This window comes from Bacterioplanoides pacificum, assembly GCF_042648445.1.
Lineage (GTDB): Bacteria > Pseudomonadota > Gammaproteobacteria > Pseudomonadales > Oceanobacteraceae > Bacterioplanoides > Bacterioplanoides pacificum.
Map to the genome: position 1 here is coordinate 588,370 of NZ_JBHRYB010000005.1, position 15,023 is coordinate 603,392.

Genomic DNA, 15,023 nt, shown 5'->3' on the forward strand with positions numbered 1-15,023 from the left:
CTGAATAAAGCCTGTAACCGCAGTATAGGTGCTTCTCAGGGAACAGCCTGTTTTTGTCATCCGGTTATTGACCTGTGACTTGCTCACAGGTTTATAGTTTTGCATCTCGGGTAAGCAGGATAATGCGATGAAGGTTCAGCAGCTGGCAAAGCAGCAGGGGATAAAAGCCGACACCGTGCGTCATTATGTGCGCATAGGATTGCTGACCCCGGCCAAAGCGGAGAATGGCTACCATGTTTTCTCTGGTGAAGATCAGAAGCGCCTGCGATTTATCCGCAGCGCCCGTGACCTGGGCTTCACGCTGGATGATATTCGCCAGATACTGGTGCAATCAGGGCAGGGACAGATACCGTGTCCGACGGTGCGGCAGTTAATTGAGCCACGACTGGCGGATGCCCGCCAGCGCTTACAGGCGATGCAGCAACTGGTTACCCGGATGGAAGATGCGGTACAAAGCTGGCAGGCATTACCGGATTGTCAGCCCTGTGGTGATCATATTTGTCACCTGATTGAAGGGCATCACGAAGAATAAGGCAGAGTTATGAGTTGTTGTAATCATGAAACCAACCATCCACCTACGGATGCCATTACGCCATCAGCAAATGGCAGTTGTTGTGGCCCGGCAGCGGATAGTCCGGCGGATGACTGCTGTGGTGGCGATAACAAGCAGCAGACCGACTGGATCTTGTGGTTGTGCACTCCGGCCGTGATTGCCGGTTACGTGTTGTATCTGATCAGTGCCGGCGCTCATGATCATTCAGCCGGCGCCGCCCTGAGCTGGTGGCAGGTTATGTCGCATACGGCTTTTGAAATGGTGAATGCGATGTGGTGGGGAATCTTATCCGCGGCATTCTTTGTCGGGCTGCTGGGGCGTATTCCGCGTGAGTTGATAATGTCGGTGCTCGGACGCGGAGGTTCGAAGCGTGGTCTGTTTCGTGCGACGCTCGCCGGTCTGATGCTGGATCTGTGTAACCATGGCATTCTGATGGTGGCGATGAAACTGTACGAGCGTGGCGCCAGTATTGGCCAGGTCATGGCATTTCTGATTGCCAGCCCGTGGAACTCGCTGACCCTGACGCTGATTCTGGTGGGGCTGATCGGCTTGCCCTGGACCTTGCTGTTCATCGCCGCGTCGTTATTGATTGCCTGGCTCAGTGGCTGGATCTTTGACCGTTTAGTGGAGCGGGGCACGCTGCCACGCAACCCTCATCAGCAGGATTTTCAGGCGGTGGCGTTCTGGCCGGTGATGAAATCTACCTGGGCACAACACGATTGGCGACCGAAGGCGTTGGCACACATGTTCTGGCAGGGGTTGAAGGAATCGAAAATGGTATTGCGCTGGGTGGTGTTTGGTGTGGTGCTAGTGGCCCTGATCCGGGCTTTTGTGCCGGCAGACAGCTTTGGCGTCTGGTTTGGTGCCAGTATCACCGGGCTTCTGCTGACTTTGCTGGCCACCACTCTGATTGAAGTGTGTTCTGAAGGCTCCAGTCCGATAGCCGCGGACCTGTTTAACCGTGCGGCTGCACCGGGTAATGCATTCACCTTCCTGATGGCCGGGGCGTCAACCGATTACACCGAAATCATGGCGTTGCGGGATACCACCCGCAGCTGGAAGATCGCTTTGTTCCTGCCTCTGGTGACTGTGCCGCAGGTGTTGCTGATTGGCTGGCTGATGAATATTTACGGCTGACGGGAACTCCGGGCGATATAAAACCTCTGTATAGTAGTTGTATAGCTATTGTCGGAGGTTTTTATGTTATACCGTTATCTTTTCTGTTTTTCTTTCCCTCTGCTGGCGGCGTGTTCCGCGGTGGATGTCAGCAGCAATGCCGGGCAGGGGAAAGCACTGCGTCCGGCGGACTTTTTTAACGGTAAATTGTGCGCTGATGGTGTGGTCAGGGATTATTCCGGTAAACAGATTCGTCACTTTAATGCTGAAATTATCGCCAGCTGGGATGCCTCGGGCACCGGTAGGTTACAAGAAGAGTTCCGCTTTAACGATGGCACGGAATACCGTGACTGGACGCTGAAACCGATTGTCGAACAGGATGAGCTGGTGGCCTATGAGGCGACCGCCAGCGACGTGCCTGAAGCAACCCGGATGGCCTTCTCCGGTAATGCGATTCATATGGATTACACGCTGGATTATCAGACCGGTGTTGATGATCAGGGGCGACCTGACACATTAACGCTGAGGATGATTGATCGTATGTACCAGGTGGCAGACGGTGTGGTCGTCAATGAAACAGTGATGAAAAAGTTCGGGCTTGAAGTGGGTCAGGTGCTGTTGGTGATGCGCCAGGTAGACGACGCCGTTCAGTGTTTCTGACGTATAGCGTTATCTTTTAGGGCCATGATAGCGGGTGTAATAGCCGATCTGAGGTTGTTTGGCTGAGCATAAAAAGCCGTCATACAGACGGCTTGATGGGCTGGCTTAGCGAACACCGGGGTTCTGCTCAGGACAGGGGTGAACCCCATAAATCGTACTCGTCGGAATGTTCAATCACGACCTCCAGCAGGTCACCGGGCTGGCAGTCATGGAAGTCGTTGAGATAGACCATGCCGTCGATGTTTGGTGCATCGGCGTAAGTCCGGCCAATGGCTCCGTCTTCGTCCACCTCGTCGATCAATACTGTCATCGTCTGGCCTATCCGTTGTGCCAGCTTGCGGGTACTGATCTGCTGGGCTTTGGCCATAAAGCGCTCCCAGCGCTGTTGCTGAATTTCCTCGGGCACGTGATCGGGCAATTCATTGGCTTTAGCGCCTTCTACCGGGCTGTATTTAAAGCAGCCAACGCGGTCGAGTTCGGCTTCATCCAGCCAATCGAGTAACAGCTGGAAGTCCTCTTCCGTTTCGCCCGGGAAGCCGACCACAAACGTGGAGCGTAATACCAGATTAGGTACCTGCTGACGCCATTTCTTAATGCGTTCCAGGGTGTTTTCAGCGTGCGCCGGGCGTTTCATCAGTTTCAGAATGCGCGGGCTGGCGTGCTGAAAGGGGATATCCAGGTAGGGCAGGATTTTACCTGCTGCCATTAACGGCATAATGTCGTCGACACTGGGATACGGGTAGACATAATGCAGCCGCACCCAGACGCCCAGTTTGCTCATTTGTTCGCACAAATCGTACAACTTGGTTTTTACCGGCATGCCATCCCAGAAGCCAGTGCGGTATTTAACATCAACACCGTAAGCTGAGGTGTCCTGGGAAATGACCAGCAGTTCTTTGGTGCCGGCGGCGACCAGACGTTTGGCTTCGTCGAGCACATCACCGACCGGGCGGCTGACCAGCTTGCCACGCATATCCGGGATGATGCAGAAGGTACAGCTGTGGTTGCAGCCTTCGGAAATTTTCAGGTAGGAGTAGTGGCGTGGTGTCAGTTTTACACCTTCTTCCGGCACCAGGTCGATAAACGGGTTGTGCGCCTGAGTGGGTGGCACCCATTCGTGTACGGCATCCATGACTTCTTCATAGGCATGTGCACCGGTAATGGCTAACACCCCGGGATTTTCTTCTTTGATCAGTTCGGCATCGGCACCTTTGCCCATACAGCCGGTGACAATCACCTTGCCGTTTTCGGTCATGGCTTCACGGATGGCATCGAGGGATTCCTGCTTGGCGGCATCGATAAAACCGCAGGTGTTGACTACCACGACGTCGGCATCGCTGTAGTTATTGCTGATTTCGTAACCATTCAGCTGCAGTTGGGTCAGGATTTTCTCGCTGTCGACCGAGTTCTTCGGGCAGCCCAGCGATACCATGCCGACGCGGCCATTACTGCTGATCTGGGTGTCCTCTGCCGTCAGGCTGATGCCTTCTGAAACGGGCTTGTCGGTCATGGTGTTTCCTCTCAAACTGGCAACGGGTCCGGTGTTCCGGAACGAATAGCGGCCGCAGTGGTCTTACGGCAAAATTTGGCGGCGATTGTACAGATTTTCCCTGACCTCGTCATGAGCAGGGCAGACAACAGGAGTGTAGTGATGGCACAGCAGGCGTTACTGTTATTGCAGCAATGGCAGCCGCAGCAGGTGGATGCTGAGGCAATCAAACGGTTTTTATTGCAGCACGGGCTGGAGCCGAAGGTTGTTGATGAGCTGCTGGAGCAAATATCACTGGCATTTTGCCGGGCGGCGTATCGTTTTCGTGAGCCGCCCGGGTCGCTGAAATCTGTGGCTGAGCTACCGGACTCGCCGCTGTACCGGCAGGCCTACCGACTGGCTTCGGACTGTAATGCCAATGAGACCATGAACACCGGCGTCTTTAACTGTCTGGTGCAGATGAGCCCGGAATATTCTCTGTTCCGGGCTGGCAAAGGTCGCAAATAGCTGCGTTTAGCATCTGTTTGCTGCGCCTAGTTAAAGGACGCGGGTACGTCGGCGTAGTTATCAAAGCAGCTGTCGGACTGACACAGGGTGACACTGATATATCCGGGTTGTGGATTGGTGTTGGCAAAGTTCTCACCGTCTTTACTGTGCTTGGCAATCAGATCAATCGTGCGCAGCTCGCCGTTGGTCAGATAATACGTTGGCCAACACTCGAAACTCAGGTTGTCCTGTAATTTGCAGCTGATGGCGACAACATTGTTACCCGCCGGAAAGTCGCTGAAAGTTAAGGATTCAGACGCCATGCCGGTCTTGGCGCTGGCTGGCTGATCGGAAAACATCAGGTGCAGTTGCGCAGACTGCTCAGCGGCTACGTCCAGTTCAAACACAATACCAAAGGCATTATTGTCACTACCTTGCGGATGAATCTGAACTTTGCCAGCGGATACCTCAGCATTGCCCTGCACGTAGAGGCGTTGCAGTATCGACGGTGCATCGTTTCGTTGCTCAGCATCGCGGCTGATGATGTAGCGTTTTTTGTCTGCCACAAAGTCATCCATGTTGCGCTGTTCCGCCGGCGACAGGCAGTTGTCGCTGTTGTCATCAAACGACAATAACGTCACCAGAATGCCATCAACAACATCGACGCTTTGTTGCGGGCAGATGCTGCCGGCCGGCAGGTTACTTTTGCTGGAATTACTGGAGCCGCTGCAACCGCTGATCAGCAACGGAAGGCAGGTTAATAAAGGGAGAAAAATTTTAGTCATATCCATATCGTTTGTTATTTTAATCATTTTTGCGTTGCTCTCTCAGCACCGCTTCCTGTTTACAACTTTGTCAGGCTAGCTAAGTTCTTTATGAAAACAAAGGTTTTATTGTTATCTGCCTATCGCTCCGACAGCCACGCCAGCTGGGCCGACTGGTTACAGCAATATCTGGATGTCGACTGGCGGGTGCTGGAATTACCCGGACGATATTTTCGCTGGCGTATCCGTGGTAATCCGTTGTCCTGGCTGGAGGCGTTACCTGAGCTGTTAAACGGCTGGCAACCGGACCGGATTCTGGCCACCTCAATGGTCGATATCTCTACCATACGGGGGCTGTTCCCTCAGCTGGCGGGCGTACCGCTGGACTACTACTTCCACGAAAATCAGTTTGCTTATCCGCTGGGAGCCGGGCAGCACAGCTCGCTCGACCCTCAGATGGTGCAGCTTTATGGTGCGCTGGCGGCTGATCGTTTGTGGTTTAACTCGGAATTTAATCAGACGTCGTTTCTGGATGGTGTCGGGCAGCTGTTGAAAAAACTGCCCGATCATAAACCCACCAACCTCCGGGCCCGGCTGCAGCAGAAGTGCGGCTGGTTACCGGTACCGTTAACAGCCATCGGCTCCGGAGGCGATAAAATGCCTGGGCTGATCGTCTGGAATCATCGCTGGGAATACGATAAATGCCCGGAGGTTTTCCTTGCGGTTCTGCAATCTCTGCAACAACGACAGCTGGATTTTAAACTGGCGTTGCTGGGGCCACGGGCAAAACAGATTCCGCCTGCGTTACAACAAATTGAATGCCAGTTCGCAGAACACATCGTGGTTAATGGCCGGGTTAGCCGCGCGGACTATGTGTATTGGTTGCAGCGGGCAGAGGTGGTGATCAGTACGGCCAAACATGAATTTCAGGGATTGTCGATGCTTGAGGCCTGCAGCGCCGGTGCTATTCCTGTGGTTCCCGATGATCTGTGTTACCGCGAGCAATACCCACCCGAACACCGCTTCCCGGTGGCGGATGCCGAGCGGGCAGCGGATATTGTGCAGGCCGCGTTTACAGGACAGTTGAGTTCGGTTGATGTGCAGGCCTGGCTGGCGGAGTCCACGGCAGCGCGTTGGCACACCTTGTTTGTCGTATAAGTTATACCGTTATCCATTAGTCTTGGAATTTGATGACGGTTTTCGCCATTTTCACTACGGCCGGGAGGTAGCAGATAGCCCTCTGACCAAGGGCAGTCTGGTGCAGCAATATTTTATTGGGCTGGGCCGCTATTTCTGAAACACTGGCCGGCCTGCGCAATCACAGCGGAACCGGCTGCTGCCAGCCTTTGATATGAATAGCCTCTGCGCTGATCGTCAGGTCCTCAGGTTCGAGAACCTGTTCACCAAAGCGGTACCGCGGTGGCAATTTACCCGCGCTGATTTTATGGTCGTTATCGTCTGCCAGCTGCTGTACCTGCTGATTACGGTCGAGGTAGCTGTGCCAGTCTTGCTGGCTGATGCGTTTTTGCAGCAGCTCCCGGGTTTTGTCGGGCGATAACACAAATGCAGACGCATTATTGCCGCCAAATCCTTTGGAGTTGATAAAGCAAAGCGGCATAGCCTGGCTGTCGATGTGTGTATGTTGCAATAAAAAGTTCAGTCGTTGCTGGTGTACATCGTCGGCAACGGCTTCGGTGGTGGTAATGCCCGGGATAATGCCACCGGCCCAGCTGCCCAGAGTCATCACCAGCTGGTCGGCTGAGGCGGCAGCTAACGGATGGCCGAGATGCGCTTTAACAGCAGTGATTTTCCAGTCCCGGATGTTAAATGCCCGAGCCAGTTCATCATAGATATGGGATTCGGTAACCCGGTTCTGTGGTGTGCTGCTGCCATGAGCCTGAATAAAACTGCCACCCTGTATCGCGTCTTCACCCAGCCAGCGCTTCGCTTCGGCCACGGCTTTACCCATGGTCAGGTAATTACCGATGCCCGGGTTGGAAATCGATTTTTTATAGCCATCCGCGTTAACGAAGACATCACCGATACTGCCATGTACATTAAGGCCCAGCTGCAGCGCCAGGGCATCGTCGGTGAGCACAAAAAACTGCGCCGACTCAGCAATGGTAAAGCCGCCGTTATGACCAAAGGGCCGGCTTGAGCGCCGGTAGTCCGGGGTTTCATCCGCCGCTTTGCCATCCAGGTCGCGCAACTTCTGCTCGCTGATCAGGGCGGTCATTGCGGCATAACCTTCAACGATTTCGGGTGTCAGCGGTGCTTCGGCGTTACCAACAATTACGATACGACGGCGGCCACTGCGCAGTTCATCGAGTGCGGTTTTCAGGTTGTACAGGAAGGTGGCACAGGCTCCGACACTGCTGCCGGTGGCACCGACATTGCCAAGAATATAGGCGTTAATGAAATCGGCCGGCATTTCGCTCAGACCCAGCGCACATTGTTTTGAGGAGGTTCGTTTACCCTGCAGTGCCGCCTGAATCATGCCGCCATGACCAGCCTGATCCAGCTGGCCCATGGCGGAGCCGGCGTAGACGCCAATCTGGTCCGGTCTGACGTGTTGTTTCAGTTCATCCCAGTCAACACCCAGTGATGCGAGGGCATCAGAGGCGCCGTAAACCGTCAGTTGTAAGCCCCGGGGGTGATGCCGCGAGCGGTATAAAACACCCGGATCAAAGCCTTTTGGTGCCTGGCCGGCACTTTGTACCGACAGGCGTTTGTGCGTCAGCCGGAAGCAGGCATGACCTTCGGCGTCGGTAAAGGGTTCGTGAACCTCAATGGCATCCGGATTCCAGTCGACGTTATCCCAGCCGCGCACCAGGGTACCCTGCAGGATCGCCTGTTGCTGTTGCAGCGGGTTGTCGATGTTCATCAATTGACCCAGTGAGGTCAGCGTCTGTTGCTGTTGCTGATTGCTCAGGGCGTCATAAATTACCCGCCGATAGGCATGATGGCCTGAACTGCGGCCAGCTGCGTTAATGCCGCCGAAACCGGCGATAACTGCCATTGGTGTTGCTTGACTCATGTTGTTGCTCGTTGTCGCTTTACTGAATACTGCCACTATTGTAGGAAGGACAGTCCCTTAGCGATGAGGATAAAAAAGACATAGAATGTAACTTTAAAGACGTCATTCTGCCCTGTGAGGAAAGGCTGTTGTGATTGAGCACGTAACCCTGTTGGCTGTTGAACGGATGTTGATGTCGAGTGCGGCGATTCCGCTGGAAATGCTGGAGGCGTCACGGGCCCGTTTGCGTCTGCAACGCCGGCCGGAAGCCGGTTTTAAGGTAGAAATTGCAGCCCAGGAAGCCGGGCCGGTGAATGTGTTAGGCGGGTTCCCGGTATTTCCTCAGCGTACACTGGCAGAACTGCAACGCAGTGATCTGATTATTGTGCCGGCATTGTGGCGTAACCCGAAAGCGCTGTTGCGCCGTTACCAACCCACGATTGACTGGCTGCGGCAACAATATCAGCAGGGCGCCAGTGTGTTTGCGGTTGGTACCGGGGTCTGTCTGCTGGCAGAAGCGGGCATTCTGAATGGTAAACCCGCCACGACTCACTGGCATTATCTGGATCAGTTTGAGCGCGATTATCCGGCGGTGGTGCTGCAGCGCAACCATCTGTTAACCCAGGCTGAGCGGATTTTTTGTGCTGCCAGTGTCAATTCTGGTGCCGATATGATGGTGCACTTGTTGGGGCTGTTGTTCGGCCGCGATTGTGCTTTACAGGTGGAGCAGCAGTTTTCTCCGGAAGTGCGGAATCCGTTTGAGAAAAAGGTATTTTATGCCGACGGGCGCCACCAGCACGGTGATGAGGACGTTGCTCTGCTGCAGACCTGGCTGCAGCATAATTTCCGCGAAACGGTAACCCTCAGTCAGCTGGCCGATATGGCCGGTCTGAGTCCGCGCCAGCTGGATCGGCGTTTTAAACAAAGTTGCGGCGAAACGCCGCTGAAGTTTTTGCAGCGGTTGCGTTGTGATCATGCCCGCGACCTGTTGCAGAACACCAATTTATCGGTGGCCGATATCGCCGCTGCCTGTGGTTATAGTGATAGCGGCTATTTTATCCGCGTGTTTAAGCAGTATGCACAGCAGACGCCGGGGCAGTTTCGCCAGAAGGTACGGGCCAAACTTTTCACCTCTGAAGTAGCGGACCGATAACGATCAGGAGCATCGAGAAAGACGCCCGGCTGTTGAGATTATTCTATATATAACTTAAAGTTTGGCGTCTTATAACCGCAATAAAATCAGGGAAAACAACGCATGAAGCAAACCAAAATCCTGTTGCCTGAAACCGAGATGCCAACTCAATGGTATAACGTGGCAGCCGATCTGAATAACCCACCAGCACCACCTCTGGGGCCGGATGGTAAGGTCATGGATCCGTCGGCGATGTCGGCTATTTTTGCCGATAACATCATCGAGCAGGAGGTCAGCACTCAGCGTTGGATCGATATCCCTGAAGCGGTTCGCGAAATTTATCAGCAATGGCGCCCGACGCCGATGTTCCGTGCCCATCGTTTAGAAGAAGCACTGGGTACCCCGGCAAAAATTTATTACAAATACGAAGGCATCAGCCCGGCGGGTTCACACAAGCTGAATTCGGCGATTCCACAGGCGTATTACAACAAAATGGCCGGTATCACCCGTTTAACCACCGAGACCGGTGCCGGCCAGTGGGGTTCGTCTTTGTCACTGGCAGGGCAGATGTTTGGCATCGATGTCCGCGTTTACATGGTCAAAGTCAGCTTTCAGCAGAAGCCATTCCGTCGCTCTATGATGCAAACCTGGGGCGGTGAGGTATTGGCCAGCCCGACCGATCTGACTGAAACCGGACGTAAAATTCTGGCTCAGGATCCGGACAATCAGGGGTCGCTGGGGATTGCCATCTCTGAAGCGGTGGAAGAGGCTGCCAGCCGGGAAGACACTAAATACAGTCTGGGATCAGTACTGAATCACGTGTTATTGCACCAGACCATTATTGGACTGGAAGCGAAAAAACAATTCGCCATGGTGGGTGACTCACCGGATATGATTTTTGCCCCTTGTGGTGGCGGATCTAACTTCGGTGGTGTGGCATTCCCGTTCTTCGCCGATGCCGCTGCCGGTGGTAAACAGGCGCGCCTGGTTGCGGTGGAGCCGACTTCCTGCCCGAGCCTGACCAAAGGTCATTACGCTTACGATTTTGGTGATACGGAAGGTCACACTCCGATGACGTTGCAATACACCCTGGGCCATGACTTTATGCCACCGGGTATTCACGCCGGCGGTTTGCGTTACCACGGAGCGTCGTCACTGGTGTCACAGATGTATCACGAAAAACTGATCGAAGCGGTGGCAGTACCTCAGGTCGCAACATTTGATGCCGGGGTGCAGTTTGCACGGGCCGAGGGAATCATTCCGGCACCGGAATCCAACCACGCCATTCGTGCCTGTATCGATGAAGCGTTGCGCTGTAAAGAATCCGGTGAGCAGAAAACCTTGTTCTTTAATCTGTCAGGTCATGGTCACTTCGATATGGTGTCGTACGATAAATACCTGAATAAAGAGCTGGAAGATTACGATTACCCGCAATCAGAAATTGATGCGGCGCTGGAACGGTTGCCAAAAACAGCGCTGTAATCGCCTTGGCGTGCTGTATAGCGCTTATCTGGCCTCTGTCTGTCCGGGCAGGGGCTTTCTTATGGAAAAGGAAAAAGTAATGTCAATCTGGCAAACGTTAAAACGCTGGCTGGGGTTTTATGACCCGCTGGAAGATTTTGTCTGGCCGCCACAATGGAGTGAGCTGCTGGCGCAACACGTCAGTTTTTATCAGGCGCTGACAGCGCAGGATAAGCAGCGTTTCGAGCAGCGCTGTGCCGGGTTTCTGGTCACTACGCCAGTTGAAGGTGGTGTGCAGGTTGAAGTGGATGACCTGGATCGTCTGTTAGTGGCCGCCAGTGCCGTTATTCCGGTATGGGGATTTTCTGACTGGCCGTTTTTAAATGTTGATGGGGTATTTTTATTGCCCGGTACGTTTAATGAACGTTTTCAGTGTGGTCTGCCGGATTCACTGATAAGCGGCATGGTTGGCAATGGCCCGATGGCCGGGAAAATGGCGTTAAGTAAGCCTCATTTACGCCAGGGTTTTGCCAACGACAATGATAAAAAAAATGTCGGCATTCATGAGTTTGTACATATCCTTGATATGGCGGACGGTCAGTGTGATGGGTTTCCGGAGCGGGTGAAAGAATTTCAGTATTGTGCCCCCTGGTTTGAATTTGTGCGCCATAAAGTGGCCCAGGTTGAACGTGGCAAAACCAATATTAATCAATACGGGGCAACCAATCCGGCGGAGTTTTTTGCAGTGACGTCGGAGTATTTCTTTGAACGCCCATTGTTATTACAGAAAAAACACCCGCAGTTATACCAATACCTGAGTGAGTTTTATCGACAAAACTTAGCCGAAATTGCGGAGCAACAAAAACAGCAGCGGCGGGCGCAGAAAACAGCAACAAAGCGTGGTAATAAGCGTAAAAAAAGCCGTTCACGTTAACGAACGGCTTACTGCGGTTGGGGTGAAATCAGCCCAGCGTGACCTGGGGTAATTCCGGGGCGTTAACGGTCATTTTTTCCGTTGGTGCCATCACGGTGGCTTCGCCACTGGCGACCACTTTATCGTGCTGATTGGTGACGCTGCATTCCAGCGTTACCACCGGTTTGGATTCGTGTTTGGCACTGACTTTTAATTCTACGGTTAATTCATCACCAATCATCACCGGTTTACGGAACGACAGATTCTGGCCCAGATAAATGGTGCCGGGTCCGGGCAGGTCCATCGCCAGTGCCGCAGAAATTAATGCACCGGTAAACATGCCGTGTGCAATCTGGCCTTTAAACGGTGTGGTTGCGGCGAACTCCGGGTCCAGGTGCACCGGGTTGCGGTCGCCGGATACGGTGGCAAATAAAATCAGGTCCTGTTCGCACACGGTATGATGGCGAATGCAGTTGTCGCCCAGCTGAATTTCTTCAAATGTGCGGTTGCTGATGGTACTCATTGTTTGTCCTTAAAGTCGTTAACGGATCATGTCATTAATCCGGTTCAGTATCTCCTGACGCACCTCTGCGGCGTTCAGTTCGTTCAGCATTTCATGCCGGGCATCAGCATACAGGGTACAGCTGACATTTTTATGACCTGAGTCGGTTAATGCCTGCTGTAATGCGTTTACACCTTTGCCGTTCTGGCCCACCGGGTCACACTCGCCGGCGAACAGCCAGATTGGCAGATCGGCAGGGATATGTGCCAGATTCCCGGGCTGACTGATTTCAATCAGGCCGCCAAACAGGTCAATCCAGAGCTGCAGGGTACAGGTATGGCCACAGGCCGGATCCTGAATATAGCGATCGACCTGCTGGTTGTCGCGCGATAACCAGTCGAACTCAGTGCGTGCGGGTTTGAACCGGTTGTTAAAGGCACCGAAGGATAGCCGATCCATGACTTTCGATTGAGTCCTGCCGCCCTGAAACAGTTTTAAAACACGGGCAACAGTGCGCCCGGCTTTATACATAAATGCTGACTGATAATTGGAGCCGGATAAAATCAGGCCGCTGAGACGATCGCCATACCGTATGGCAAACCCCTGGGCGATGAATGAGCCCATCGAATGGCCCAATAAAATAACCGCACTGTCGCTGCATAATTGTTGCTGAACCTGCAGCATATCGTCGATCACCAGCTCCCAGCCACGGCTGTCGGCGTAATGCCCCTGTGGCAGACGGTCGCCATGGCCGCGGTGGTTATGGCTGACCACCCGGTAACCGGCTTGTTGCAGCTGCTCTGCCAGTGGCTGGTAGCGCAGGCAGTGTTCCGCCATACCGTGCACTATGTGTATGGTTGCAATCGGGTTGTGGTGATCCCACAGCTGCGCAACAAAGGTTTGCTGGTCGCTGGTTTTAATGTCGACTGTGGTTGCTGGTTGGTGCTTGATTTTTTCCGCCTGGGTCATGGTGATTCCGGATTTTTGTTGTAATTTCAGCAGCATAGGCTGCTTCTTATGTAGCGTTTTGTAAACAACTCTTAACTGTTTTTGCCGCCACTCAGTAAAAGCGCTAAACTCCGCCGCGTATTTTTGCGCCGCACTAAAGTCTAATAGGCCATTGCATTCTTACGCAATGAGTAGTAGTGGCGACCAATAATAAGTCGATAAGCACTGCAAGGTGCAGCATAAAATCCCCTCAGGAGGTTGTATGAACGAGCAATTCTTCCAGGAACGTTATCCGGAAGGTTATCCGAAATCAGTCGATCCGGATAAGCATGAGTCCATTGTCGAAATTTTTGACGGATTCGTTTCTAAATTCGCTGAGCGTCCGGCCTTCAGCTGCCTGGGGCAGACCCTGACCTACGCTGAGTTGAATGAGAAGAGTGCTGCGTTTGCTGCTTATCTGCAGAATGAAACAAGCCTGGAAGCCGGTGATCGTATTGCTGTCCAGCTGCCGAATATTCTGCAATACCCGATTGTAGTGTTTGGTGCTATGCGTGCCGGTATGGTGGTGGTTAATACCAACCCGCTGTACACCGAGCGGGAAATGGAACACCAGTTCAACGATTCTGGCGCTAAAGCTCTGGTCGTACTGGCGAATATGGCGTCCAAAGCGGAAGCGGTTCTGGCGAATACCGGTATCAAACACGTGATTGTGACTCAGGTTGGCGACATGCATGGCCTGGTTAAACGTACTCTGATCAATACCGTGATTAAACACGTTAAAAAAGAAGTGCCGGCTTATAATATTGCCGGTGCCGTTTCTCTGCGCAGTGCTTTGTCGGCCGGTGCCGCTAACACCTTCACTCCGGTTAAAGCTGATCGTGATGACGTTGCGGTGCTGCAATACACCGGCGGTACCACCGGCGTGGCTAAGGGTGCGATGCTGACCCACCGCAACCTGATGGCGAATATGATGCAATGCCACGGCTTGTTTACCATGGTGCTGGAAGAGGGCAAAGAGTCTGTTATTGCACCGCTGCCGCTGTACCATATCTACGCCTTCACCGTACATTGTATGGTGCTGCTGGAAACCGGTAACCACTCGGTACTGATTCCGAATCCACGTGATATTCCGGGCTTTATCAAAACCCTGCAAACCAATAAGTTCAGCGCGTTTGTTGGTCTGAATACTCTGTTTGTTGCTTTGTGTGGTCAGAAGGAATTCCAGGCTCTGGATTTCTCCGGCCTGAAGCTGACCATCTCCGGTGGTATGGCGTTAACCAAAGATGCCGCCGATCAGTGGAAAAATGTCACCGGTTGCGAAATTGCCGAAGGTTACGGTATGACCGAAACCTCACCGGTGGTTTCTTTTAACCCACCGGGTCATGTACAGCTGGGCACCATCGGTATGCCGGTATCCGGCACCGCCTGTAAAGTTATCGATGAAGATGGCAATGATCAGGGCGTTGGTAACCCGGGTGAGCTGTGTGTTAAAGGACCACAGGTGATGAAAGGTTACTGGCAGCGTCCGGAAGCAACGGCTGAAACCATCGATGCGGATGGCTGGCTGAAAACCGGTGATATGGCGGTGATTCAGGAAGACGGTTATATGAAAATCGTTGACCGTAAAAAAGACATGATCATCGTATCCGGCTTTAACGTTTATCCGAACGAAGTTGAAGATGTGGTGGTTGCTCACCCGGATGTGGTTGAAGCAGCCGCCATTGGTGTGCCGGATGTGAAGAGCTCAGAAGCGGTAAAAGTGTTCCTGGTGTCCAGCAACGAAAACCTGACGGCTGCCGATGTGAAAAACTGGTGTCGTGAGCGTCTGACGGCTTATAAGGTGCCACGTCATATTGAATTCCGTGACGAGTTGCCAAAAACCAACGTTGGTAAAATCCTGCGTCGTGAGCTGCGTGACGAAGAGATAGCCAAGAACTCATAAGTTCAAGCTGTTAGAATACGCCCGCCCGGGTAACCGGCCGG

At 53.2% G+C, this 15,023-nt stretch carries 14 protein-coding genes; 9 read left to right on the forward strand and 5 right to left on the reverse strand.

Annotated features, from left to right (window positions below):
- Nucleotides 1–127: 127 nt before the first annotated feature.
- The 3 genes from ACFOMG_RS07305 (at nucleotide 128) to ACFOMG_RS07315 (ending at nucleotide 2,329) form a co-directional block, all read left to right on the forward strand.
- A complete protein-coding gene (locus ACFOMG_RS07305; protein ID WP_376865726.1) occupies nucleotides 128–532 on the forward strand; it encodes a MerR family transcriptional regulator in 405 nt (134 codons plus the stop codon).
- 9 nt (nucleotides 533–541) lie between these two features.
- A complete protein-coding gene (locus tag ACFOMG_RS07310) occupies nucleotides 542–1,690 on the forward strand; it encodes a permease (RefSeq protein ID WP_376865727.1) in 1,149 nt (382 codons plus the stop codon).
- Between the two features lie 63 nt (nucleotides 1,691–1,753).
- Nucleotides 1,754–2,329: a DUF3833 family protein gene (locus ACFOMG_RS07315; RefSeq protein WP_376865728.1), complete on the forward strand. Its 576-nt coding sequence runs from the start codon at nucleotides 1,754–1,756 to the stop codon at nucleotides 2,327–2,329.
- Between the two features lie 127 nt (nucleotides 2,330–2,456).
- Here the strand turns inward: ACFOMG_RS07315 and rimO are convergent, their stop codons facing one another.
- Nucleotides 2,457–3,839 carry a 30S ribosomal protein S12 methylthiotransferase RimO gene (gene rimO / locus ACFOMG_RS07320; RefSeq protein ID WP_376865729.1) on the reverse strand — a complete coding sequence of 461 codons (1,383 nt, stop codon included), beginning with the start codon at nucleotides 3,837–3,839 and terminating at the stop codon, nucleotides 2,457–2,459.
- A 141-nt stretch (nucleotides 3,840–3,980) separates the two neighbouring features.
- Here rimO and ACFOMG_RS07325 point away from each other — a divergent pair, with 141 nt between their 5' ends.
- Entirely contained in the window at nucleotides 3,981–4,325 is a 345-nt protein-coding gene (locus tag ACFOMG_RS07325) for a hypothetical protein (protein ID WP_376865730.1), read from the forward strand.
- A 26-nt stretch (nucleotides 4,326–4,351) separates the two neighbouring features.
- On the opposite strand, the gene ACFOMG_RS07330 is transcribed toward ACFOMG_RS07325, so the two are convergent.
- Nucleotides 4,352–5,089: a hypothetical protein gene (locus ACFOMG_RS07330; RefSeq protein ID WP_376865731.1), complete on the reverse strand. Its 738-nt coding sequence runs from the start codon at nucleotides 5,087–5,089 to the stop codon at nucleotides 4,352–4,354.
- Between the two features lie 90 nt (nucleotides 5,090–5,179).
- Between ACFOMG_RS07330 and ACFOMG_RS07335 the strand changes: the two genes are divergently transcribed.
- Nucleotides 5,180–6,226 (forward strand): tRNA-queuosine alpha-mannosyltransferase domain-containing protein, encoded by a 1,047-nt coding sequence (locus tag ACFOMG_RS07335; protein WP_376865732.1) that lies wholly within the window; start codon nucleotides 5,180–5,182, stop codon nucleotides 6,224–6,226.
- Between the two features lie 160 nt (nucleotides 6,227–6,386).
- On the opposite strand, the gene ACFOMG_RS07340 is transcribed toward ACFOMG_RS07335, so the two are convergent.
- Nucleotides 6,387–8,105: a beta-ketoacyl synthase gene (locus ACFOMG_RS07340; protein WP_376865733.1), complete on the reverse strand. Its 1,719-nt coding sequence runs from the start codon at nucleotides 8,103–8,105 to the stop codon at nucleotides 6,387–6,389.
- A 130-nt stretch (nucleotides 8,106–8,235) separates the two neighbouring features.
- Here ACFOMG_RS07340 and ACFOMG_RS07345 point away from each other — a divergent pair, with 130 nt between their 5' ends.
- The 3 genes from ACFOMG_RS07345 to ACFOMG_RS07355 all read left to right on the forward strand — a co-directional run bounded on the left by ACFOMG_RS07345 (nucleotide 8,236) and on the right by ACFOMG_RS07355 (nucleotide 11,611).
- Nucleotides 8,236–9,237 (forward strand): GlxA family transcriptional regulator, encoded by a 1,002-nt coding sequence (locus ACFOMG_RS07345; RefSeq protein ID WP_376865734.1) that lies wholly within the window; start codon nucleotides 8,236–8,238, stop codon nucleotides 9,235–9,237.
- Nucleotides 9,238–9,339: 102 nt separating this feature from the next.
- The gene (locus ACFOMG_RS07350) at nucleotides 9,340–10,698 is read left to right on the forward strand and encodes a TrpB-like pyridoxal phosphate-dependent enzyme (protein WP_376865736.1); all 1,359 of its coding nucleotides are present in this window, start codon (nucleotides 9,340–9,342) and stop codon (nucleotides 10,696–10,698) included.
- A 79-nt stretch (nucleotides 10,699–10,777) separates the two neighbouring features.
- Nucleotides 10,778–11,611 carry a M90 family metallopeptidase gene (locus ACFOMG_RS07355; protein ID WP_376865737.1) on the forward strand — a complete coding sequence of 278 codons (834 nt, stop codon included), beginning with the start codon at nucleotides 10,778–10,780 and terminating at the stop codon, nucleotides 11,609–11,611.
- A 28-nt stretch (nucleotides 11,612–11,639) separates the two neighbouring features.
- Here the strand turns inward: ACFOMG_RS07355 and ACFOMG_RS07360 are convergent, their stop codons facing one another.
- Both ACFOMG_RS07360 and ACFOMG_RS07365 read right to left on the reverse strand, forming a co-directional pair.
- Nucleotides 11,640–12,113: a MaoC/PaaZ C-terminal domain-containing protein gene (locus ACFOMG_RS07360; RefSeq protein ID WP_376865739.1), complete on the reverse strand. Its 474-nt coding sequence runs from the start codon at nucleotides 12,111–12,113 to the stop codon at nucleotides 11,640–11,642.
- A gap of 18 nt (nucleotides 12,114–12,131) precedes the next feature.
- Entirely contained in the window at nucleotides 12,132–13,097 is a 966-nt protein-coding gene (locus ACFOMG_RS07365) for an alpha/beta fold hydrolase (RefSeq protein ID WP_376865740.1), read from the reverse strand.
- A gap of 205 nt (nucleotides 13,098–13,302) precedes the next feature.
- Here ACFOMG_RS07365 and ACFOMG_RS07370 point away from each other — a divergent pair, with 205 nt between their 5' ends.
- Complete coding sequence (locus tag ACFOMG_RS07370; protein ID WP_376865741.1) at nucleotides 13,303–14,982, forward strand: AMP-binding protein; 1,680 nt, start codon at nucleotides 13,303–13,305, stop codon at nucleotides 14,980–14,982.
- The last annotated feature ends 41 nt before the right edge of the window (nucleotides 14,983–15,023 follow it).